This window comes from Terrihabitans rhizophilus, assembly GCF_033898525.1.
Lineage (GTDB): Bacteria > Pseudomonadota > Alphaproteobacteria > Rhizobiales > Methylopilaceae > Flaviflagellibacter > Flaviflagellibacter rhizophilus.
The window spans coordinates 45,789-67,117 of record NZ_JAXAFJ010000006.1 but is presented as its reverse complement, the minus strand read 5'-3'; the positions used below and the strand labels follow the sequence as shown (position 1 = coordinate 67,117).

The window sequence follows — 21,329 nt, the reverse complement described above, 5'->3', positions numbered from 1 at the left end:
CCGGCTCTGGAAGCGTGACATGGACCCGGGCAGCGCCCGCGTCAACGCGCGCCAGGGGCACGAACAACACGAAAAACCCCGCCCCGGCTGAGCCGGAGCGGGGTCTATCAGTTCCGATGGTCCCGGAGGACCGTCAGATCAGTTGCCGAAGAGGCTGTCGAACTTGACGTTCAGGCGGCCACGAACAACGTCGTTCGTCAGGTCGATGTCGCCGAGGCCCAGATCGTCGTCGCCGATGGTCTCATCGCCGAACTCGTAGTGCAGGTACTCGACGCCGAGCGTGACGTTCTGCGTCAGAGCGAACTCGACGCCGCCGCCCGCAACCCAGCCGAAGTAGTTGGCGTCGTCTTCGCCGCCATCAGCGAACTCGAAGTCCAGGCCGGTGAAGGCCGCGCCGCCGGTGCCGTACACCAGGAAGCGATCAAAGGCGAAGCCGAGACGGCCACGGGCGGACACGAGGTAGTTCTGCTCGATACCGAAGCCGAGAGCAACACCGTCGCCGTCCGGATCGGCCACATCGTCGGAGTTGTCGACGTAGGAGCCATCGAACTCGAGACCGAACACGATGTTGTTCATCTGCCAGTTGTAGCCAGCCTGGCCGCCGATCACGAAGCCGTCGGACTCGGTCTCACCGAAGAAGCCGTCTTCGCCGGTCTCGTTCCAGTTCCAGCCGCCGTGGATACCGACGTACATGCCGGACCAGGTGTTCTCGACCGGAGCCTCGACAACCGCAGCAGCTTCAGCCGGGTAAGCAGGCATGTCAGCAGCAGCAGCGCCGCCAACCATTGCAAAAGTGGCCGCGCTGGCCAGCAGGATGTTGCGGATCATTGTGATACCCTCGTTTGAACTCAACTGATGCCCTGAACCTACCGCAGAGTCGTCACAATGTCCGTGTCGTTCGTGTCACACACGCGGCCGTCAGTGTCACAAAATGAGGCACAAAAGCGGCAGGCCAACGGCTTTTGTGTATTCGCCCCTGTAGGAAAGGGCAATTCTTATCAACACCTTAACAGGCAGACCTCGCTCAGCGGTCAAGCCGCTCAAGAAGGTCCTGCAGCAATTGTGCCTGCCGATCGCGCGCCCGGCGTTCGTTTGCGTGCACTCCGGATTCGATGGCGACCACCAGAAGCTTCAACACCTCCACGAGGTCCCGGAACGTGGCCGTGTCCACCATCGTGCTGCTGAAGATGGCCATTGCGGGATCGGGAGGCGTTTCGCGGCGCGCGGTGTTCCCCTTCTGAGTGCCCAGATAGGCGGTGAGAATCGCCGTCCCCGCACCCAGGATCAGGACAGCGTCAGGGACGGTTATACCGAGCATCGAAAGCCGCCCAATAGATGCTGAAGATCTCCGCCATGGCGAGACAGCCATAGGCTGCAAAGCCGGTGCCGGCGTTTCCCGTCGCCAGATAGCTGGTGCCGAACATGGAAGCGATCTGCCCCCAGAGCAGCAGGCCCGCTCCCGCGCCGATCATCCTGAGCAGGGGCGTGCGCGGCCATCGCCCGTTGATGTAGAGCGCGGCGAGACGCACGCCGCCCAACGCCCCGAAGACATAGGCCAGACCATCTTCCGCGACCCCGTGCGCCGCGGATTCGCTGAAGTTCGCCGCCGAAAGGGTGTCTCCCGGCTGCGCGAGGATGATTCCCCACGCCACCATGATGATCGACGACAGCCATTCGAGCCCCCTCTCCCGCGCCTGCTGCTGATGCCGGCTCATCTTTTCAGCGCCGAGACGACAGTCTTCAAGCCGGCACCTACGAAGAGGGAGCCGATCAGCACGCCCATCCACTCGTCCAGCGGCGGCGGCAGCGCCGCGATGGTCCATACCTGCGGGAAGGCGCATCTCTCGCACCACAGCACACTGTAGATGCACACGGAGGCGAACCAGAACCCGGCAGGCCCCAGGAACAGCAGCGGAAACCACCATCCACGCCCCGCGAGCACCTGCACCTGTGCCTGCATGTAACTCGCCACGAGATCCGCCTTGATGCGCTCTCGCTCCGATTCGCTGTCCACGCGCTTCTCGACAGACGTGAGCAGGCGGTCCAGGGCACCGCCGCCCAGCCAGCGGAACAGGGTTCCAAGCACGGCGATCATGGCACCGTCCTCCGGGTCACCTGCAGGCGGCCGGAGGACACGAGCCACGCCACCGCCAAGGCCATCAGGCTCAGGCAAACGAGGGTCAGCGCTGCCCACGGATTGTTGACGGCTGCGACAAGCCCCGTTCCGCCGGCCGCCATGAAGGCCGCCAGCGCCGACAGCACGCCCGCGCTCTCCACCGGCCGCACATCGTCGGGTTGGGCGGCCCGCGTGCTGACATCGGCAGGACGGGGCGAGGAGAGATCGGCTGCTGTCACCGCTCCCAGGAACTGCGCATGGTAGCTCGCCACCAAAGCGGCTTTGTCACGCCCGTTGACGATGGCACGCGCCCCGACCGGATCGTCCTCGGCATCGTTGAAGAAGTCGGCGAGCTTCTTTCCCGTGAAGAGCCCTTCCGCCATGCCCTTCAACGCGATGAGGGCGCTGGTCCGCAGATCGAGGGCGAGATCCGGCTGCTCATACAGCCGCAGTTCGAGCGCCTTGCCCAGCCGGCGGTAGTTCTCCGCCCAGGTCAGCTGTATGGCGCCACGTCCGTAATAGACGTGGCCCGTTCCCGCATCGCGTTTGCCGTAGCGCCGCTGCGCCACCACACGGCGGGCCTCCGCGTCCGAGGCGGCAAACCCCTCGCGGACGGGCGACATGCGCCCGCCCGTCTCGTGGAACACCTGGGCGCAGACATTGGAAAAATGGCGGGCATCGCGGCCGTATCTGCCGCTATCCCACTCATCCAGAAGGGCGTCGAGCCCTTCCACCTGCTGGCGCGACAGCCTGTTGCCGAATGGCGCACGGCGCGCATAGGCGAAGAACGTCTTCCGATCGAGACGCATCCGCAGACCTCCTGATCCAAGGCACAAAAAAACCCGCTCGAAGCGGACGGGGTTTGGGATTGCAGGAGCCGGTTATCCGGCCAACCTGGGTGCCAGCGCACGCATCTGCGCCGCCGCGTCATAGGACGTCCCCAGATTGGTCAGGTGGGTGCCGTCCTGATATATCGCAGCATCCTCCGAAGCTCCCGGCGCCGCGAAAGTCGGATCGGCCGCCACATCGGACACGCCCGCCAGCCCATTCGCCAGGAGGAACGAGGCGGAGCGGATCGTGGTGTTGTACGCTTGGCGCTCCGTCTCCCGTTGCCCCGAGATGTTGCTGCGCGGCAGGATGGTGGCGATCAGGATGGGGGCCTGCCAGCCGGCCGCTCGCACCGCCGCAAGATAAGCTGGCACGGAGGTGCCGGTCATCGTTGCGGCATAGCCGACCGTGCCGCCATTGGCTTGCAGGTCGTTCGAACCTGTCCCGAAAAGCAGGGTCAGTGACGGCAGGTTCGCTTTGTAGAGCTGCGGCACCCACCGGGCGATCTGCGTGGCCTGCGTCTGCGACGCAAAGTTACCACCCGAGATGGCGACATTGTAGACCCGCGTCGGGCGGGGCGACATCTTCATCAGCCTGCGCGGCCAGCTCTGGAAGTCGGTTGCGAATGCCCCTTCCGTGATGCTGTCTCCGTCCACCACGATCGTGTCCCGCGCTTGCGGGCACAGGCGGTGATGCGCGTAGAGCGAGGTCATCACGGCCGAATATTCCGACGCGGTGATCCCCCGAGAGAAGATCAGCAGCGCGCCCTGCACGTTGTAGCCGAAATCCGGGTCGCCATTGCCGTCGGTGAAGAGCGTGGTGCCGCCGACCAATCCTCCCGCAAGCGCCGTTCCGCTGACCGGGGAAAGGGACGTGGAAGAACTGTCCTCGCCCCAGAACTGCAGATTGGAGGCGGAGGACGAGAATCCCGTCACCACGGCGTTCATCGGAGGACGGTAGCCCGCGAGCCATTTCCAGGATGCGCCGAAGCGCGCCGCAAGGGACGCGACACCGTTCTGGTAGGAATTGCCGAAGCACATCGCAGCCGTCTGCCCCGTGGCCGGGCTGAGTTCGATGATCGGACTGTTGCGCGTCACATGCGCAAAGCTGGCGAGCGACACGACGGATAGCGCGTTGGAGTTCGCCGTCAGGCTGGTCGGCAGCACCAGCGACTGCTTCACCTTGCCGCCCACGGCGTTGAACGTCACCTGGTGATCGAACAACACGCCGCGGTCGCTGCCGAAGAAATCCTCGGCTGTGGCGTTCGGCAGGTTCGTGCCGGAGGTCGCGTGCTGTCCATTGCCGCTCTGGTCGTACCACACGGAAACCTTGCCGACGGTACCGAGCAGGAACTTGTCGAGGGCCGGTGTGTCGAGGCTGCCGTCGCTGCGGAAGCCGATGTCCAGCGCCGCATTGTCCGAGGTGCGCGTCACCTGCAAGCCCGGGCCACTATACGCCGAAACAAGTTTGCGGATGCCGAACGCGGCTGCCAGCCCGGAAGCGATGTCTCCCGCCAGTGCGATCGCCGAGGGCTGGCGTTGCCAGGCTGCGGCGCCGGTCGTGACCCGCAAGGCACGGTAAACCTGTCGATCCTGTGTCACCCAGATATTGCCGACGCCGTACCCCTTGCTGGCGTCGTCGGTTTGCGTGGGCGGGCGGCGGTCCACCGGCTGGCGCGCGATGAAAGCCAGCGCAGCGCCGAGCGCACGGGTGGACGTCCAGCCTTCGGCTGCCACCGGCGCAGTCTGCATCAGCGGGCCAAGCGCATTGGCCAGTGAAGCCAGTGCCTCACCGGGAGCGGCAATGTCGATGTTGCTCATTCAGATTCTCCATTCAGAAAAGAAAAAGCCGCCTCGCGGCGGCTGTGGTTGAAGCTGTCAGCGCTGGCCTAGCGTCAGCGGACGGTGGCCAAGGAAGATCGGACTCCCGGCCAGCGTAAGAGCCCGCGTGGCGGTCTCCGGCGGCAGCGTCGTGCGGCGCCGCGGCGAAAGCAGAGGTGAGGAATGACCGGGGCTGCCGCTGAACTGGCTGGTGGCTCGAAAGGCGGCGTTCATGCCTGTCGCCTTCACGCGTAGAAGGAGAGCGTGATCTGGCACTCCGACGGCGAGATCAACGCGATCTCCGTTGCCTCTGGCGGGATGGACCTTGCGCCGGGGTTCAGCTCTGCCGCACTGCCGTCGATGACATCGCCGGAAGGCAAAGCCACCACCAGTCCGGCCGCACCGAAGCGGGCGTAGAAGTCAGCTGTCGGGCTGAACAGCACGAAGCGTGCTCCGGCGGGCACCTGATGTGACTTGGCCTGGTTCGCCGGCAACGCCAGGCGGTCGATATGATCGGCCTGTACCGGCGCCAGGCTCGCCCGCGCACCCGTCAGCGGGTAACTGCTCTCGAGGAAAGCTCTCATTTCGGAACCTCTTGGTTGGTGAATGTTGGCGGTGTACGCCCGGGCCCGCGATCGCCGGCCCGTGCTGGCCCTCGGCAATCGGCGGTGTATGCTGCGCACGACTTCAGCCAGTGAGAGCCGAATGCGTCCTGAACAGCCGAGCGCCGTGAAATTGTCCGAGTACAGGGTGCCGGACTTCCTGATCGACCACGTCGAAATGGACGTGGTGCTCGACGGCCCGGCCACGCGGGTCTCTGCCCGTATGTCGCTCCGCCGCAATCTGCAGGGCAGGCCCGATGCGCCGCTCATTCTGGATGGCGACGATCTTCGCTTGTCCGGCCCCTTAGAGATCGATGGCCGCGCATTGCCGCTGTCCGACTACTCGGTCGCCGCGCAATCGCTGGTGATCCCCGCCCCGCCTGAAGGGCCCTTCGAACTTCATCTCGTCACCGCGCTGGACCCGGCGGCGAACACCAAGCTGATGGGCCTCTACCGATCGAGCGGCACCTATTGCACCCAGTGCGAAGCGGAGGGCTTCCGCCGCATCACCTATTTCCTCGATCGACCGGACGTGCTGGCCACATACCGGGTACGCATCGAGGCGGATCGGGCCGAGGCTCCGATCCTGCTCTCGAACGGCAATCCGGAGAGCGCAGGCTCCATTGAAGGCACCGATCGGCACTTTGCGGTCTGGCACGATCCCTTCCCCAAGCCGTCCTACCTTTTCGCTCTCGTCGGCGGCGATCTCGCGCAACTGAAGGACAGCTTCCGCACCATGTCCGGACGCGATGTCGAACTCGGCATCTATGTGGAGCACGGCAAGCAGGACCGCGCCGGCTACGCCATGGACGCACTGAAGCGCTCGATGCGCTGGGACGAAGAGAAGTTCGGCCGCGAATACGATCTCGACGTCTTCAACATCGTCGCCGTGTCGGACTTCAACATGGGGGCCATGGAGAACAAGGGCCTGAATGTCTTCAACGACAAGTACGTTCTAGCGAGCTCGGACACAGCCACGGACGCCGACTATTCCGGCATCGAAGCGGTCATTGCCCATGAATACTTCCACAACTGGACAGGCAACCGCATCACCTGCCGCGACTGGTTCCAGCTTTGCCTCAAGGAAGGGCTCACGGTCTTCCGTGATCAGGAATTCACCGCCGACATGCGGTCACGTCCCGTAGAGCGCATCAGCGATGTCCGTGGACTGCGCGCCGTCCAGTTCATGGAGGATGCCGGCCCGTTCGCGCATCCCGTACGTCCGGAAAGCTATCGCGAAATCAACAACTTCTACACGGCGACGGTCTACGAGAAGGGCGCCGAGGTCATCCGCATGCTCAAGACGCTCATCGGAGCTGAGAGCTTCCGCAAGGGCATGGACCTCTACTTCGAGCGGCATGACGGCCAGGCCGCCACGATAGAGCAGTTCATCGCCTGCTTTTCGGAAGCGTCCGGCAGGAACCTCGATCAGTTCCGCCTCTGGTACTCGCAAGCCGGCACCCCCACCGTCCGGGCAAAAACCTCATGGGATGAAGCCGGGGGCACCTTCACCCTGGAACTGGAGCAGGCCGTGCCGCCCACTCCTGGCCAAGACACGAAGAAGCCGATGGTGATTCCCCTCGCCTACCGCCTGTTCGGCGAGAACGGAACGCCGCTTTCCGTGGAAAATTCTTCAGGCGATGGAGAACTGATCGTTCTTTCCGATGCGCACAGCCGCATCGATTGGAAGGGGCTTCCGAAGCGGCCCGTTCTCTCGCTCAACCGGGGGTTCTCGGCGGCCATTAATCTGCAGACCGATCTGCCCGAAGCAGACCGGCTGTTCCTCGCGCGCCACGACGACGACGCGTTCAATCGCTGGCAGGTGCTGCAGACTGCGACCACGGAAGTCTTGATCAAGTCGGTTCATGCCCTTCGCTCCACCGAGCCGATGCCGGATGATGCGCCGCAGATCGAGGCCTTTGCCGCAGCACTGGCGCACACGGCGCTGGACCCTGCCCTTCTCGCACAATTGCTGACGCTTCCATCGGAAGCCGATCTCGCACGAGAGATCGGGCGGGACGTGGATCCGGACGCCATCTACAACGCCCGGCTGCGGCTGAAGCAGTCCCTTCTTGCGGCGCTGGAGGATGACCTGCGCGCTCGCTACGAAGCAACGTCCGTGCCCGCTCCTTATGTGCCCGATGCCGCAGGTGCTGGACGCCGCGCGCTGCGAACCGTGCTGCTCGACCTCCTGACCGCACGCCGGGACGAGCGGTCTGCCCACATCGCCTATGCTCAGTTCGTGTCTGCCGATAACCAGACGGATCGGATCGGCGCGCTCGCCGTGCTGTCCCAGATCGAGAGCAGGCTGAGGGAAGACGCCTTGGACGCTTTCGCATCGCGCTTCGCGGGCGATGGCCTGGTGCTCGACAAATGGTTTGCCCTCCAGGCGTCCATACCCGAGGCCGGCACTCTGGAGCGGGTGCAACGCTTGATGCAGCATCCCGACTTCAGCCTGTCCAACCCGAACCGCGTCCGCTCATTGATCGGAGGGTTCGCCTCCGGAAATCCCACGCAGTTCACCAGGCCCGATGGCCAGGGCTTCGCCTTCCTTGCGGACAACGTGGTGCAGTTGGACCGCATGAACCCTCAGGTGGCGGCACGCCTGCTGGGAGCTTTCCGCACGTGGCGGGCACTGGAACCCGTTCGCCGCGCCGAGGCTGAAAAGGCGCTCAGAAAGATTGCGGAAAGTGGGTCACTGTCGGCGGATGTTAACGATCTGGTAAGCCGCGCGTTAACCTAGACTCTAGACAAATCAGCTCCCTTTGATTCGAATGCGATCAATCCGTTGCTGCCTTGTATGTCGTGGCCGGGCTTACAGTGATCGCTACCTGAAAGGGAGCCCTACGCATGGCGCAGGCTCATACGGCCACTTTGTCTGCAAAGCAGGATAGCAAACGTCCAGCAAAAGCTGCCGCGGCCGCCTCACCTATGCTTGCCGGTACGCAGTGGCTGATCCGGCACTCTGTGGTGGTATTGACTGTTCTTCTCATTGGATGTGCGGTTTCAGCGGCCGTACTTCATGGGGTACAGACGCGAACCCGGGTGCTCAGCCAGTCCAGCGAGACGCTCAGTCTGGTCGCCAGCCATCTTGCGGGGGAAGCCGAGCGCAGCGCGATCACCGAGCCCGACCTCGCGTCCCAGGCCTCTGCTTTCATCCGCAGTGAGGCCGTTCTTTCCGCCACCACTCTCGGCAGAGGTTTGTTCGTAACCAATCCTGCAGGACAGATCATTGCTGTGACCGGCACCGGCCTTGGCACCCTCGGCGGCGATCTTGAAGCCGCTATCGGCCCGGCTGGCGCGCTCACCACCTTTGCCGCTCAGGCCGGCGTCATGACCCTTGAGCCTCCGGGCTCAGGACCGATCATGGCCACTGTGCGGAACCTGCCCGAAGCGGCGGGACAACTCACCCTCGTCTGGCCCCAGGAAGACGCTCTTGCCGACTGGCGCGCCGAAGTCCGCCTGATGGCGATGTCGATCGCGGCCATGTGCGCACTCGCAGCTCTTTTCGCGACAGCCTATTACCTGCAGTCCGCGAGGGCGCGCGGCAACGTTGCGCTCGCAAGCCAGTTGCAGACGCGGATCGATACCGCCCTCTCCCGCGGCCGGTCTGGACTGCTGGACTGGGACCTCGCGCGCGGACGCATCTTCTGGTCGCGGTCGATGTACGAACTGCTGGGAATGGAGCCGCGCAACGAGATGATCTCGTTCGGCACCTTCCTTGGCGTCGTCCACCCGCAGGACGTCGACCTCTACGAACTTGCCGATGAACTGCTGCGCGGCGATTCCTCCGCCATCGATCAGGCGTTCCGCGTGCGCCACACCTCCGGCGACTGGATCTGGATGCGCATCCGCGCCGAGGTGGTCCGCCGCCACGGCCAGTCCCCCCGCGTCATCGGCATCTGCGTTGACGTTACGGAGGAACGTAGCTTGGCGGAGCGCACCGTCACGGCCGACCTCCGGCTCCGCGATGCTATCGAGACCATTTCCGAGGCTTTCGTGCTGTGGGATGCCGACAGCCGCCTCGTTCTCTGCAACTCGAAGTTCCAGCACTTCTATGACCTGAACGATGCCGCCGTTGCCGCCGGCACACCCTATGAGCGGGTGATCTCGGCTGGCCGTGCTCCGGTGGTGCGCACGCAGATCAGGCCTGAAGGTCGCCCCGAGGAAGGCGCCAGGACCTACGAGGCGCAGATCGAGGACGGCCGCTGGCTGCACATCAATGAGCGTCGCACGAAGGACGGTGGATTCGTGTCGATCGGCACCGACATCACCTCCTTGAAGCGCCACGAAGAACGCCTGCTCGAAAGCGAGAAGCGCCAGACCGCGACCATCGCCGACCTGCAGAAGACGCGGCAGGCGCTGGAGCTACAGGCCCGGCAGTTGCACGATCTGGCTGAGAAGTACGCCGAGCAGAAGGCCGAGGCCGAAAGCGCCAACAAGACCAAGTCCGACTTCCTCGCCAATATCAGCCACGAACTCCGGACGCCCCTGAACGCGATCATCGGGTTCTCGGAAATCATGAGCTCCGGCGCCTTCGGCCAACTCGGCTCGCCAAAATACGAAGAGTACTGCCGCGACATCGGAGACAGCGGCAAATACCTGCTGGACGTCATCAACGACATTCTCGAGATCTCCCGCATCGAGAGCGGCCATCATCGCATCAGCCTGGAAGACGTCGATCTGGACGCCACTGTCCTCGACGCGATGCGGGTCATCATGCCGCTGGCTCAGGAGAAGGGGCTTGCCCTTCGCGCCGAGGCGGCAACCGGCATCGTCACCAAAGCCGATCGCCGCGCGCTCAAGCAAATCCTGCTGAACCTTGTCTCCAACGCCGTGAAGTTCACGCCGCCCGGAGGCCGCGTCACAGTGCGCGCACGTCCGGTCGGTGGCGCCATCAATATCTATGTCGAGGACACCGGCATCGGCATCCCCCGCGAAGCGCTCTCGAAGCTAGGTCGTCCGTTCGAACAGGTCGAGAACCAGTTCACCAAGACGCACAAGGGCTCCGGTCTCGGCCTCGCCATCGCACGTTCGCTCGTTGAACTGCACAATGGCAGCATGCGCATCCGCTCCACCGTTGGAGCAGGCACCATCGTCCTTGTGCGGCTACCGCTGTCCGACGACGCCCAGCTGCCTCAGGCCCTCGCCAGTTGATCTAGCCGGGGATGATCCGGGCGACGACCTCCTGCACGCGTTGCTGCTGGTCGCGCAACTCGGCGTCCAGCGAGGCAAAGTCCGGCACCTCACCCTGACGAGCCAGGAGAGCCCGCAATCCAGCGCTCGCGGTTTCCGGATCGAACGGCCCGGTAAGGCAAAGCCGCAGCACCTGCGTCAGGTTGTGCTGCAGTCGGGTGGCCGACTGCAGGATTTCCGTATCCCCTGCGCTGATGAGACCGGCCTCACCTGCCGCGTCGAAGACCGCAAAGGTGGCGGTCTTGAGGATGCCGGGATGGGTCCGGCCATGAACCAGCTGCAGGTATTGCGCCAGAAATTCGAGGTCGATCAGCCCGCCGGGGGAGTATTTAAGATCCCAGTGCGTACGGGCTTCCCTCTCCGTCTTGAGCCGCTCGCGCATGGCTCGAACATCTGTCGCGGCCTTCCCGACATCGCGAGGTCTCTGCAGCACGTCCATGACGGAGGTGAGAACGGTTTGCTGGAAATCCTGGGGTCCCGAGATCGGCCGGGCGCGGGTCAGAGCCATGTGCTCCCAAGTCCAGGCCTCGGAAGCCTGGTAGTCCTGGAAAGCCCTCAACCGTGTAGCGAGCGGTCCGGAACGGCCGGATGGCCGCAGCCTGAGATCGACCTCGTACAACGCCCCTTCGCTGGTGGGCGCTGAAAGGGCTGCGATCAGCCTCTGCGTCATCCGTGCGTGGTATTGCGCGGTTGCAAGCGGCCTCGGGCCATCCGACTCCAAAGCATCGTCGGGATGCTCGTAGATGAGGATCAAGTCGAGATCCGACGCCGCAGTCATCTCGCGTCCGCCAAGCTTGCCCATCGCGAGGACGCAGGACTGTGCTCCTGGAACCCGCCCATGGGCGCTCGCCATCTGCTCGGCTACCGCGCGGTGCAGCCTGTTGATCAGAAGGTCGGCAAGCCGCGCATAAGCGGCACCGGCAGCGTCCGCCCCGATGGTGCCGGACAACACCCTCATGCCGATCAGAACCCTCTGCTCCTGGCCGAATATGCGCGCGCGATCGAGAACCTCCTCGTAGGCGCTGGCTTCGGAGAGTGACCGGTCCAGTCGCTCGGCGAGCTCTTCCATCGTCGGGAGCCTGGAAAAGAAGGCCGGCTCGAACACCACGTCGAGGACATGGGGCCGCTTTGAAACCACCTCCGCGATACGCGGCGCCGTTCCAAGCGCATCGGCAATCAGGCCAAGGAAGCCGCCATTCGAGCGCAATATTGCAAACAGCTCGATGCCTGCGGATAGCCGCTCGAGCAGTCTGTCGAACGCCCGCAAGGCAAGATTTGGATCGGAAGTTCGGCCAAACGCATGCAGCAGGGCTGGAACCAGTTCCGTCAGCAGTTCCCGCGCCCGGGCGGAGCGGGTAGCTGGCGTCCGTCCGTGATGCCAGCCTCTCACAAGCGCCGCGACCTGCGCAGGATCCGAGAAGCCGAGCTTCGAAAGGGTCATCAGCGTTTCGGGATCGTCTTCCTCTCCCGTGAAGACAAGGCTGCCGATGGAGGCGTCGAGCGGCGGTGCATCCTCGAACAGGCGTTCGTAGTGCCCCTGCACCGTCTCGAGACAGGGCTGAAGCGATGCCGCCAGTTCGTCGCGGTCGGCATAGCCGGCGAACCTGGCGAACCGGGAGATCTTTTCCTCATCCGAAGGCAGAGAATGGGTCTGCTCGTCGGCAACCATCTGCAATCTGTGTTCAAGGCCTCGCAAGTAGCGATAGGCATCGACCAGTTCACACTGCACGTCCTCGCTGATCCAGCCGCCGCGGACCAGTTCGGCCAGCGCCTCTTCGGTCCCACGCACGCGCAGGGAGGGTATGCGCCCCCCTGCCACCAATTGTTGGGTCTGCACGAAGAACTCGATCTCGCGGATGCCCCCGCGCCCGAGCTTCAGATTGTGCCCTTCCACGGCAATCTGCCCGTGGCCCCGGTGCACGTGGATCTGGCGCTTCATCGCATGGATGTCCGCGATGGCCGCATAGTCCAGGTACTTGCGCCAGATGAAGGGCACCATCTCCTTCAGGAAGGAGCCGGCAGCCTCGATGTCGCCAGCGCAAGGCCGTGCCTTCAGCATCGCGGCACGTTCCCAATTCTGGCCGACGCTTTCGTAGTACGAGATAGCCGCCTCGACCGAGATCGCGACAGGCGTTGAGCCAGGGTCCGGCCTCAACCGCAGATCGGTCCGGAACACATAACCGTCCGCCGTTCGCTCCTGCATGATGCGGGCAAGCCGCTGCACCAGGCGCGAGAAGAAGGACGCAGCGTCTGTTCCGTCTGCAAGCGGTGCTCGCTCACGGTCGTAGAAGACAACGATATCGATATCGGACGAGTAATTGAGTTCGCGTGCGCCATGCTTGCCCATGGCAAGGACGATGAGCCCGGAGCCCTCCTGCGGATCGTCGCCTGCCGCGACGAAGCGGCCTTTCGCGGCCTCCGCGCGCAGCAGGAACTGCAATCCCGATTGCAGTGCGATATCGGCAAGATCACTCAATGCTGCCGTAACAACGGGCACGTTCCAGACGCCGCCAAGATCTGCTAGGGCAGTCAGAAGCGCGATGTCCTGCTTCGCGAGACGAAGGGCGGACATCAGCGCCGCCTCGTCGGAGGCGGCGGCAGCCGACCGACACCTGATCAACGCCGCATCACGCTCCGTTTCCGGAGCATGGCTCAGCAACCGCTCCAGCCGGTCCGGCTTTGTTGTGATCAGTCGCCACAGATACGGCGACCCTTCGGCGATGCCCGCCAGCAGTCCATGCACGGTCGTATGGCGTCGCACCAATTCGGCAAGACCTTGATGGCCCCCGAGAAGATCCTCCACCTTTTCCCGGCCATCGGGTCCAGAGATGGGGCCTGCGATGATACGTTCAGCGAGCATCGAGCCGGAATTCATGCGGCTGTCTTGGGAAGTGAGATCACGGCGCGAAGTCCTGGTTGGTCATCGGCAAGCGTCAGCGTGCCGCCATGCAGATGTGCCACGGCGTTCACAAGGCTCAAACCCAAACCTGAACCCGGCTGCGATCGGCTGGTCTCCAACCTGACGAAACGCTCGAGAACACGCACCCGGTCATCTGCCGGTATTCCCGGCCCACGGTCAGCGACAACAAGCTTCACGCTATGGTCATCCTGCTCCAGCGAAAGCTCGATCTTGTTGATCGCGCCGCCTTCGCCGCCCCGGCCATACTTTATCGCGTTGTCGATGAGGTTGGACACAGACTGCGCCAGTAGTTCCCGGTTTCCGTGAATCATCGCAGGGCCCGAGACCTTTGCTGAAAACGTGAAACCCGCATCCTCTGCTACCGGCTCGTAAAGTTCTGCAACGCCCGCAAGGATATCCGCGGCATCCACCTTCTTCATCACGTCGCGTGCATTGCCGGACTCGGCCCGGGCGATGAGCAGCATGGAATTGAAGGTGGAGATCAATTGATCGGACTCTTCGAGCACCTTCTCAAGTGCTGCTCGGTGATCGGCGGTTTCCCGGCCGTTGCGCAGTGCTTCCTCGGCGCCGCTGCGGATTCGCGTCAGCGGCGTTTTTAGGTCGTGCGCCACGTCATCACTGACCTGCCTGAGGCCGTCCATCAAGCCGGTGATGCGCTCGAGCATGGCGTTGACCGCCACGGCGAGCCGGTCGAATTCGTCGCCTGAGCCCGATACAGGCAAGCGCCGGGAAAGATCTCCGGCCATGATGTCCCGGCTCGTGTCGGTCAGGGCGTCGATCCGCACCAGAACTTGACGGGCGACAAAAAGGCCACCGGCAAGGCCCAAGACAACGACCAGCACCAGTCCGCCGATGATCGCCCGTGCAAGCACCTCCGCGAACCGCCGGCGTTCCGCGATATCCTGGCCCACAAGGAGCCGAAAGCCGCTCGGCAGCACGAGCACCCGCACATAGGCGGTCCCGCGCGCCTCGCCTGCAGAACTCCTGCGCGTGTAGTCGGTCTCTGTTTCTCCGGTGCGGTCGATCACGCCGGGCGGCAAGGAAACGACATTGCCAACGAGAGGTTCACCCGTTGGCGCGCTCACAAGATAGATAAATCCATTGGTGCGGGCAGAACGGTCCTCGACCTGCCGCAGCAGGCCCAGCAAGCCCGCGCCCGAATAGCTTTGGCGGAGGCTCACGATTTCCGTCGCGACCGAAGCGGCGATTTGCTGCTGTATAATTCGGCCGGATTGCCAGAGCACATAGCCCAGGCTGAGCGTCGCGGTCACCGCAAAGGCCGCAAGCAGGCCAAGCGCCAGCTTGAAAGCGGTGGTGCGGACAAGCTTAACGAGCGCCGTCACGGATCATGTATCCCGCGCCCCGGACAGTGTGCAGCAGAGGGGTGTCGAAGCCCTTGTCGATCTTTGATCGAAGGCGGGACACGTGGACATCGATCACATTGGTCTGCGGGTCGAAGTGGTAGTCCCAGACATTCTCCAGCAGCATGGTGCGCGTCACCACCTGCCCGGCGTGGCGCATCAGGTACTCCAGCAGCCGGAACTCGCGAGGCTGAAGAGGCACCTCTTGCCCGCAGCGGGTGACGCGGTGCGCCAGCCTGTCCAGTTCGAGTTCGCCCACCCGGTACACCGTCTCGCCCGCAGCCGACGATTGCCGACGTCCGAGCGCCTCGACCCGCGCCAGCAATTCCGTGAAGGCATAGGGCTTCGGCAGATAATCGTCACCGCCTGCCCGAAGACCCAGCACGCGGTCGTCCACATGGCCCAGAGCGGAGAGGATCAGAACAGGGGTGCGGTCGCCCTCTGCCCGCAGCCGCCCGATCAGGGTAAGGCCATCCATCCGCGGGAGCAGCCGGTCTACCACCAGCGCGTCATAGCCCTCGCGTGCGAGGGCGTAGCCCTCTTCGCCGTCTCTGGCGTGATCGGCGGTGTGCCCGGCCTCGTTGAGGGCTTTGGTCAGGTAGGCGGCCGCGTGGAGGTCGTCCTCGACGACAAGGATTCGCATGCTCTTTCTCTTACACGTGAAGGCATGCCGGAAAAGAGAAGCGGGCGGCAGGGGCCGCCCGCTTCGTCAATGTCAGCCGCGCGAAACAGGCACCGCCACATAGCGGGTGTTGTCGCCGGTGCGCACCCGCATCAGCACGGAGCGCGTACCCTTCTCCCGAGCGGACTGGAATGCATCGCCCACATCCCGGGGCGTCGACACCTTCGTGCCCCCGACTTCGAGAATCACATCGCCCACCCGCAGCTTCTCGGAGACGCCGCTGTTCTCGCTGATGTCCGATACAACCACGCCATCGCTTCCCGCACCGCTGACGCGTGAGGCCGACTGGAGCGTCAGGCCGAGGTCAGCCAAGGCAGGCGGAGTAGTTTCAGGCTCGCTCTGGGTTCCGCGATCGGTGTCGCGGTTCGACGCCTGCTGGTTCTCGGCAGGCAGCGTACCCAGATCCACCGTCACCTTCTTCTCCGCACCAGCGCGCCACAGCGTGATGTTGACCTTGGTGTTCGGCTTCAGGCCGGCAATCGTCCGTGACAGGTCGCGAGCGTCTTCAACCTGGTGCCCATCGACGTTGAGCACCACGTCGCCAGCCTGGATGCCCGCCTTCTGACCCGGGCTGCCGGGTTGGGGTTCAACGACAAGTGCACCCTTCGGCTCCTTCAAGCCCAGCGAATCGGCGATCTCTTCGCTAACCGGCTGAATCTGGATGCCCAGCCAGCCGCGCGTGACCGATCCACTCTGCCGCAGCTCGTCGATGACCCGCGTCGCAACTTCAGAAGGAACTGCGAATGCGATGCCGACATTGCCGCCCGACGGCGAATAGATGGCGGTGTTCACACCCACCACTTCACCCCTCAGGTTGAATGTCGGACCGCCGGAATTGCCGCGGTTTACAGCTGCGTCGATCTGCAGGAAGTCGTCGTAGGGACCGGCGCCGATATCGCGCCCGCGAGCGGACACAATGCCGGCCGTAACGGAGCCGCCGAGACCGAACGGATTGCCGATTGCAACCACCCAGTCGCCCACGCGCGGGGACTGCGGCCCGAACGAGACGAACTTCAGATCCTTGACGTCGTCCACCTTCAGCAGCGCCAGATCCGTACGAGGATCGGTGCCGATCACGCGAGCCTTGTAGGTCTTGCCGTCGTCAGTGCCGACTTCGACCTCGTTGGCATTCTCGACAACGTGGTTGTTGGTCACCGCATAGCCGTCAGCCGAGATGAAGAATCCGGATCCCTGTGCCATGCCGAACTGGCGCGGCCCACGACGCTGCGGACCCGGGCCCTGGCCCTGATCGCCACCATTCGGGCGACCGAATTCATCGAAGAAGCGGCGTAGCGGATGTCCCTCGGGCAGATCGCGGAAGAAGCCCGGCATCTGGCTCTGAGCGTTAGCGTTGTCGGGAGCGGAGGTCTTCACCCGGACGCTGAGAACCGCCGGCTTCACGGTCTCCACCACGTCGGCGAAGCTGATCTGCTGCTGGCGGGGCGCTTCGTCGCGCAGATTGTTGTTCTGGCTCAGGTTCTGCACCTGGGTGACCTGGGCCTGAGCGTCCGTGCTGCTGGAGAGCATGGCCTCTCCCGCTACCAGACCGCCGAGGCCGAGGGCGAATGCAGAGGCGAGCAAAGCCCGCTTGCGCCGCGCCAGCGCACCGCCGGAAACCCTGTTGGTGTTGAATGGCATGCTAGCTTCCTTCTCTGATCGGGCGGGATCGACCGCTTCGTCTCCAAAGATGGTGCACCGGGCCTTACGGCTCCATGTCCGGCACATGAATTCTTCGTAAGGTTCGCTAGCGCATCTTATCGAGCAGCGCTTCCAGACGACGTTCCTCGTCGTCGCTCAGCTGCGGTTGCTGATGCAGCCGACGCCGTCGCGCGAGAAGCATCCCTACGGCACCGCCCACCAACACGATCCCGGGCGCCAGCCACAGCAGCGCCGTCTCACCGCTGAAGCGCGGACGCAGCAGCACGAATTCGCCGTAGCGCTCCACCAGGAATTCCTTGATCTCCTCACTGCTGTCGCCCGCACTGACGCGCTCGCGCACCAGCATCCGCAGATCCTTTGCCAAAGGTGCATCGGAATCGCTGATCGACTGGTTCTGGCAGACCATGCACCGCAATTCGACGAACAAGGACCGCGCGCGCGCCTCGGCGGCAGCATCCGGCAGAGCTTCACCCGGCTCCAAAGCCAGAGCATGCATTGGCAGGGCGAAGACCAGAGCAAAGGCGAGCGCTCGCATTGCGACCATGGCCTTCATTCCGCCGGGACCGGGGCCACGCGCCGTGCCCGCGCGGGCCGCGGCACGCCGATGCGAAGGCGGCGATCGGCAATCGACAGAACTCCACCCAGAGCCATCAACACCGGCCCAAGCCAGATCAGCAGAACCAGAGGCTTCCATTCAGCCCGGACGGCAACCGTGCCGTTCTCGCCAAGCTCACCCAGCGACACGTAAAGTTGGGAGAAGCCATAGGTCAGCAACCCCGCTTCGGTCGTCGTCATCTGGCGGGCCGTGTAGAACCTCTTGCTGGACTCCACCCGCTTCTCGACCGTGCCGCCGCGCCGAACGGCGAAGCTGCCGACAATGTCGCGGTAATTGGAGCCCATGCGCTCGCCCACATTCTCGAGAACGAGGTCGCGACCCCCGAATTCGATCATCTCACCCGACCGCAGCGTCTGGATCCGCTCCTCGTTCCAAGCCGTCGCGCCGACGACACCGAGCAGGCAAAGGCCGAGCCCCGCATGGGCAAGTGCACCGCCCCACACCGCACTGGGCACGCCCGTCGCACGCCTGAAACTGTGAGACAGCGGTTGCCGGAACAGGCGCGTGCGCTCGGTCAGTTCCGCAAAGGAACCGACAATGATGAAAAATGCGAGCGCCACGCCAAGAGGCGCGAGAACCGGCCCGCCGGTCATGAAGAGGGCGGCACACGCACCTCCGAGCACCGCTACCCCGGCGGCCGCCCACAGCCTCTGAACTGCCCAGAACAGGTCTCCGCGCTTCCACGCAAGCAAAGGTCCGAACGGAACGGCGCACAGCAGGGCCAGCGCCAGCGGCCCGAACGTGGCGTTGAAGAACGGCGCTCCCACCGAAATCTTCTCTCCCGTCACGCCTTCCAGCGCCAGCGGGTAGAGCGTGCCCACCAGCACGGTCGCGGTCGCTGTCGAGAGCAGAAGATTGTTCAGCACCAGGGCGCCTTCACGCGAAACCGGGGCGAAGATGCCACCCTGCCTGAGCTTTCCGGCGCGCAGGGCGAACAACGACAGCGAGCCGCCAACGAAGATAGCCAGGATCACGAGGATGAACAGTCCGCGCGTCGGGTCCACCGCGAAGGCGTGAACCGAAGTCAGCACCCCAGACCGCACGAGGAAGGTTCCCAGCAGCGAGCACGCAAAGGTCAGCAGTGCCAGGAGCACGGTCCAGACCTTCAGCGCCTCACGCTTCTCCATCACCAGCGCCGAGTGCAACAGGGCGGTGCCGGCAAGCCAAGGCAGGAGCGATGCGTTCTCCACCGGGTCCCAGAACCAGAATCCACCCCAGCCAAGCTCGTAATAGGCCCAGTACGATCCCATCGCGATGCCGAGCGTCAGGAAGATCCAGGCTGCGAGAGTCCAGGGCCGCACCCAGCGTGCCCACGCGGCATCGATCCGTCCTTCGATGAGGGCTGCGATGGCGAAGGCGAATGCGATGGAGAAGCCGACATAGCCCGCATACAGAAGGGGCGGATGCACCGCGAGACCGATGTCCTGGAGAAGCGGGTTCAGATCGCGGCCCTGCACCGGCGCAGGATCGAGCCGCGTGAACGGGTTGGATGCGGCAAGCATGAAGATGAGGAACGCGCCGGCGATCCAGCCCTGAACGGCCAGCACATTGGCACGCAGCGTGAGCGGAAGATTTCGGCCGAACGCTGCTACCGCGGCGCCGAACAGGACGAGGATGAGGACCCAGAGCAGCATGGAACCCTCATGGTTCCCCCAAACTCCCGAGACCTTGTAGATCAGCGGCTTTGCCGAATGTGAATTCTCGACCACGTTCAGCAGCGAGAAGTCCGACGTCACATAGGCGGCGGTAAGCGCGGCAAAGGCAAACGAGACGAACAGCAACTGCCCGAGCGCCGTCCCCTCTCCCACGGCCATCAGCCGGGCATCACCTCGACGCGCACCCCAGAGCGGCACCGTGCTCTGCACAGCCGCCAGCGCCAGCGCCAGAATAAGCGCGTAGTGCCCCGCCTCCGCGATCACGGATTGCCCTTCCAGGTGCCCTGCTCTTTCAAGGCCTCGGCCACTTCCCTGGGCATGTAGCTCTCGTCGTGCTTCGCCAGCACGCTGGCCGCGCGGAAAGTACCGTCAGGCTCCATGGCGCCTTCCGCAACCACGCCCTGGCCTTCCCTGAACAGGTCGGGCAGCAGTCCGGCATAGACAACGGGAACCCGGCTCGTGCCGTCCTCCACTGCGAAATGAACCTCGGGACCTTCGCGGCGGACGCTTCCGTTTTCCACGAGCCCGCCCAGCCTCAGCCGCGTGCCGGCAGCCGGCGGCTGCTGGACGATCTGGGTTGGGCCACTGAAGAACACAATAGTGTCGTTCAGCGCGTTCAAGACGAGTCCGGCCGCGATCGCGAGCACTGCTCCGGCGCAACCAATGAACGCGAGCCGTCTTCCTTTCCTCGTCATGCCGGTCCCTTGTCCAGATCGAGGCCCAGCATCAGGTCATCGATGCGTCGGACCGCCTCGTCGCGTCCTGCAAAAGTCTGCCGCGCCGCAGCGGCCGCGTCTTCGGCTTTGGCGCTTTCGCCCATCATCATCCATGCCCGGATCAACCGGAGATGCCCGGCCAGATCATCCGGAGAGGCGCGAAGCCGGCTTTCCAGACCTTCGACCATGCTGCGGATCGTCACAACACGCTGCTCCAGGGTTTGGCCGGCCAGTGCGCCTGGATCTACGGGGGGCGCCGTACCATCGCTGCCCAATGCGAGCCGCGCCAATGAGCGGCGCGCGGCAGGAAGCCAGGCTGCGTCCTTTTCCGCCGCCTCGATCAAGCCTCGGTACACGCCCGCCGCCCCTTTGAGGTCTCCGCGTTGCTCGCGTGCACGCGCCAGTTGAAGATGGGCCTGCGGCAGGCCCGAATCCAGTTGGAGCGCTCGTTGGAACGCCTGCTCCGCTTCAGCGGTCACGCGGCCATCTGCCGCCTGAACGAACGCCTCGCCCAGACCGGCCTCCAGCTCCGCCGACGAACCCAGCAGCCGAATGGCGCGCGAATAGGCGTCCGCTGCTTCTGCTGAACGCCCGCTCCGCAGATAGACCGGAGCGATGACCTGCCAGCCGCGACCATCCTGGGGCCGGCTCGCAAGTTCCGCCTCCACTCGCGCCACCAATTGCGACAGCGCAACCGCCGGCTCACTTTGCTCGCGTGCCGCCAACGAGCGATCCGGAAGATCCGGCCTACCGAGACCTCCGTAGATCCCGAGGGCCAGCACTGGAACGCCGATCAGTCCCACGAGAGCCGCAGCCCGCCGCCGGGCGACATCTCCGCCGCTCTGTGCTGTGGCGACTGGCTCAGATGCGGCGAGCAACCTCCGAGCCACTTCCGTGCGGGCAGCAGCCGCTTCGGCCGCACCTATGACGCCATGTTCCCGTTCGCGGTCGATCTCGTCCAGCTGATCGCGGTACACCGCCGCCTCCCCGCTCTTCGATGGGGCGGTCACGCGGCTCCGCCGGCCGAGCGGCCACAGCACGGCCATAACGGCCGCGGCGGTCATCAGCGCAAAAGCGATCGCGAGCATCATGCCGCTTCACTACCACAACGGCCCGACCCTGTGGCGAGGCTCGACCGTGACGGGATGTCCCGTGCTT

General features: G+C 64.4%; 17 protein-coding genes. 2 read left to right on the top strand and 15 right to left on the bottom strand.

The window, feature by feature from the left end; translation table 11 throughout:
* Positions 1-138: 138 nt before the first annotated feature.
* The 7 genes from SCD90_RS10965 to SCD90_RS10935 all read right to left on the bottom strand — a co-directional run bounded on the left by SCD90_RS10965 (position 139) and on the right by SCD90_RS10935 (position 5,348).
* Complete coding sequence (locus tag SCD90_RS10965) at positions 139-828, bottom strand: outer membrane protein (protein WP_319844723.1); 690 nt, start codon at positions 826-828, stop codon at positions 139-141.
* Positions 829-1,024: 196 nt separating this feature from the next.
* Complete coding sequence (locus SCD90_RS10960) at positions 1,025-1,318, bottom strand: hypothetical protein (protein ID WP_319844722.1); 294 nt, start codon at positions 1,316-1,318, stop codon at positions 1,025-1,027.
* The gene (locus SCD90_RS10955; protein ID WP_319844721.1) at positions 1,296-1,715 is read right to left on the bottom strand and encodes a hypothetical protein; all 420 of its coding nucleotides are present in this window, start codon (positions 1,713-1,715) and stop codon (positions 1,296-1,298) included. The genes SCD90_RS10960 and SCD90_RS10955 overlap by 23 nt, the downstream gene beginning before the upstream one ends.
* Positions 1,712-2,095 (bottom strand): hypothetical protein, encoded by a 384-nt coding sequence (locus SCD90_RS10950; RefSeq protein WP_319844720.1) that lies wholly within the window; start codon positions 2,093-2,095, stop codon positions 1,712-1,714. Before SCD90_RS10950 ends, SCD90_RS10955 begins: the two co-directional genes overlap by 4 nt.
* Positions 2,092-2,925, bottom strand: coding sequence for a glycoside hydrolase family 19 protein (locus tag SCD90_RS10945; RefSeq protein ID WP_319844719.1), 834 nt, complete (start codon positions 2,923-2,925; stop codon positions 2,092-2,094). Before SCD90_RS10945 ends, SCD90_RS10950 begins: the two co-directional genes overlap by 4 nt.
* 72 nt (positions 2,926-2,997) lie before the next feature.
* Positions 2,998-4,764, bottom strand: a complete 1,767-nt coding sequence (locus SCD90_RS10940) for an SGNH/GDSL hydrolase family protein (protein WP_319844718.1) — start codon at positions 4,762-4,764, stop codon at positions 2,998-3,000.
* Positions 4,765-5,009: 245 nt separating this feature from the next.
* Positions 5,010-5,348: a hypothetical protein gene (locus SCD90_RS10935; protein ID WP_319844717.1), complete on the bottom strand. Its 339-nt coding sequence runs from the start codon at positions 5,346-5,348 to the stop codon at positions 5,010-5,012.
* 121 nt (positions 5,349-5,469) lie between these two features.
* Here SCD90_RS10935 and pepN point away from each other — a divergent pair, with 121 nt between their 5' ends.
* The gene (gene pepN, locus SCD90_RS10930; RefSeq protein WP_319844716.1) at positions 5,470-8,109 is read left to right on the top strand and encodes an aminopeptidase N; all 2,640 of its coding nucleotides are present in this window, start codon (positions 5,470-5,472) and stop codon (positions 8,107-8,109) included.
* 302 nt (positions 8,110-8,411) lie between these two features.
* Positions 8,412-10,523 carry a sensor histidine kinase gene (locus SCD90_RS10925; protein ID WP_319844715.1) on the top strand — a complete coding sequence of 704 codons (2,112 nt, stop codon included), beginning with the start codon at positions 8,412-8,414 and terminating at the stop codon, positions 10,521-10,523.
* Position 10,524: 1 nt separating this feature from the next.
* Here SCD90_RS10925 and SCD90_RS10920 read toward each other — a convergent pair whose 3' ends face one another.
* The 8 genes from SCD90_RS10920 to ccmI form a co-directional block, all read right to left on the bottom strand.
* Positions 10,525-13,437, bottom strand: coding sequence for a bifunctional [glutamine synthetase] adenylyltransferase/[glutamine synthetase]-adenylyl-L-tyrosine phosphorylase (locus tag SCD90_RS10920; RefSeq protein ID WP_319844714.1), 2,913 nt, complete (start codon positions 13,435-13,437; stop codon positions 10,525-10,527).
* Positions 13,434-14,825, bottom strand: a complete 1,392-nt coding sequence (locus SCD90_RS10915; RefSeq protein WP_319844713.1) for a sensor histidine kinase — start codon at positions 14,823-14,825, stop codon at positions 13,434-13,436. The genes SCD90_RS10920 and SCD90_RS10915 overlap by 4 nt, the downstream gene beginning before the upstream one ends.
* Entirely contained in the window at positions 14,809-15,486 is a 678-nt protein-coding gene (locus SCD90_RS10910; protein WP_319844712.1) for a response regulator transcription factor, read from the bottom strand. The genes SCD90_RS10915 and SCD90_RS10910 overlap by 17 nt, the downstream gene beginning before the upstream one ends.
* 72 nt (positions 15,487-15,558) lie before the next feature.
* A complete protein-coding gene (locus SCD90_RS10905; protein ID WP_319844711.1) occupies positions 15,559-17,163 on the bottom strand; it encodes a Do family serine endopeptidase in 1,605 nt (534 codons plus the stop codon).
* 106 nt (positions 17,164-17,269) lie between these two features.
* Positions 17,270-17,737, bottom strand: a complete 468-nt coding sequence (locus tag SCD90_RS10900; RefSeq protein WP_319844710.1) for a cytochrome c-type biogenesis protein — start codon at positions 17,735-17,737, stop codon at positions 17,270-17,272.
* A complete protein-coding gene (locus tag SCD90_RS10895) occupies positions 17,734-19,719 on the bottom strand; it encodes a heme lyase CcmF/NrfE family subunit (RefSeq protein ID WP_319844709.1) in 1,986 nt (661 codons plus the stop codon). The genes SCD90_RS10900 and SCD90_RS10895 overlap by 4 nt, the downstream gene beginning before the upstream one ends.
* Positions 19,716-20,150, bottom strand: a complete 435-nt coding sequence (gene ccmE, locus SCD90_RS10890) for a cytochrome c maturation protein CcmE (RefSeq protein ID WP_319844708.1) — start codon at positions 20,148-20,150, stop codon at positions 19,716-19,718. Before ccmE ends, SCD90_RS10895 begins: the two co-directional genes overlap by 4 nt.
* Positions 20,147-21,262, bottom strand: coding sequence for a c-type cytochrome biogenesis protein CcmI (gene ccmI, locus SCD90_RS10885; protein ID WP_319844707.1), 1,116 nt, complete (start codon positions 21,260-21,262; stop codon positions 20,147-20,149). Before ccmI ends, ccmE begins: the two co-directional genes overlap by 4 nt.
* Positions 21,263-21,329 lie beyond the last annotated feature (67 nt).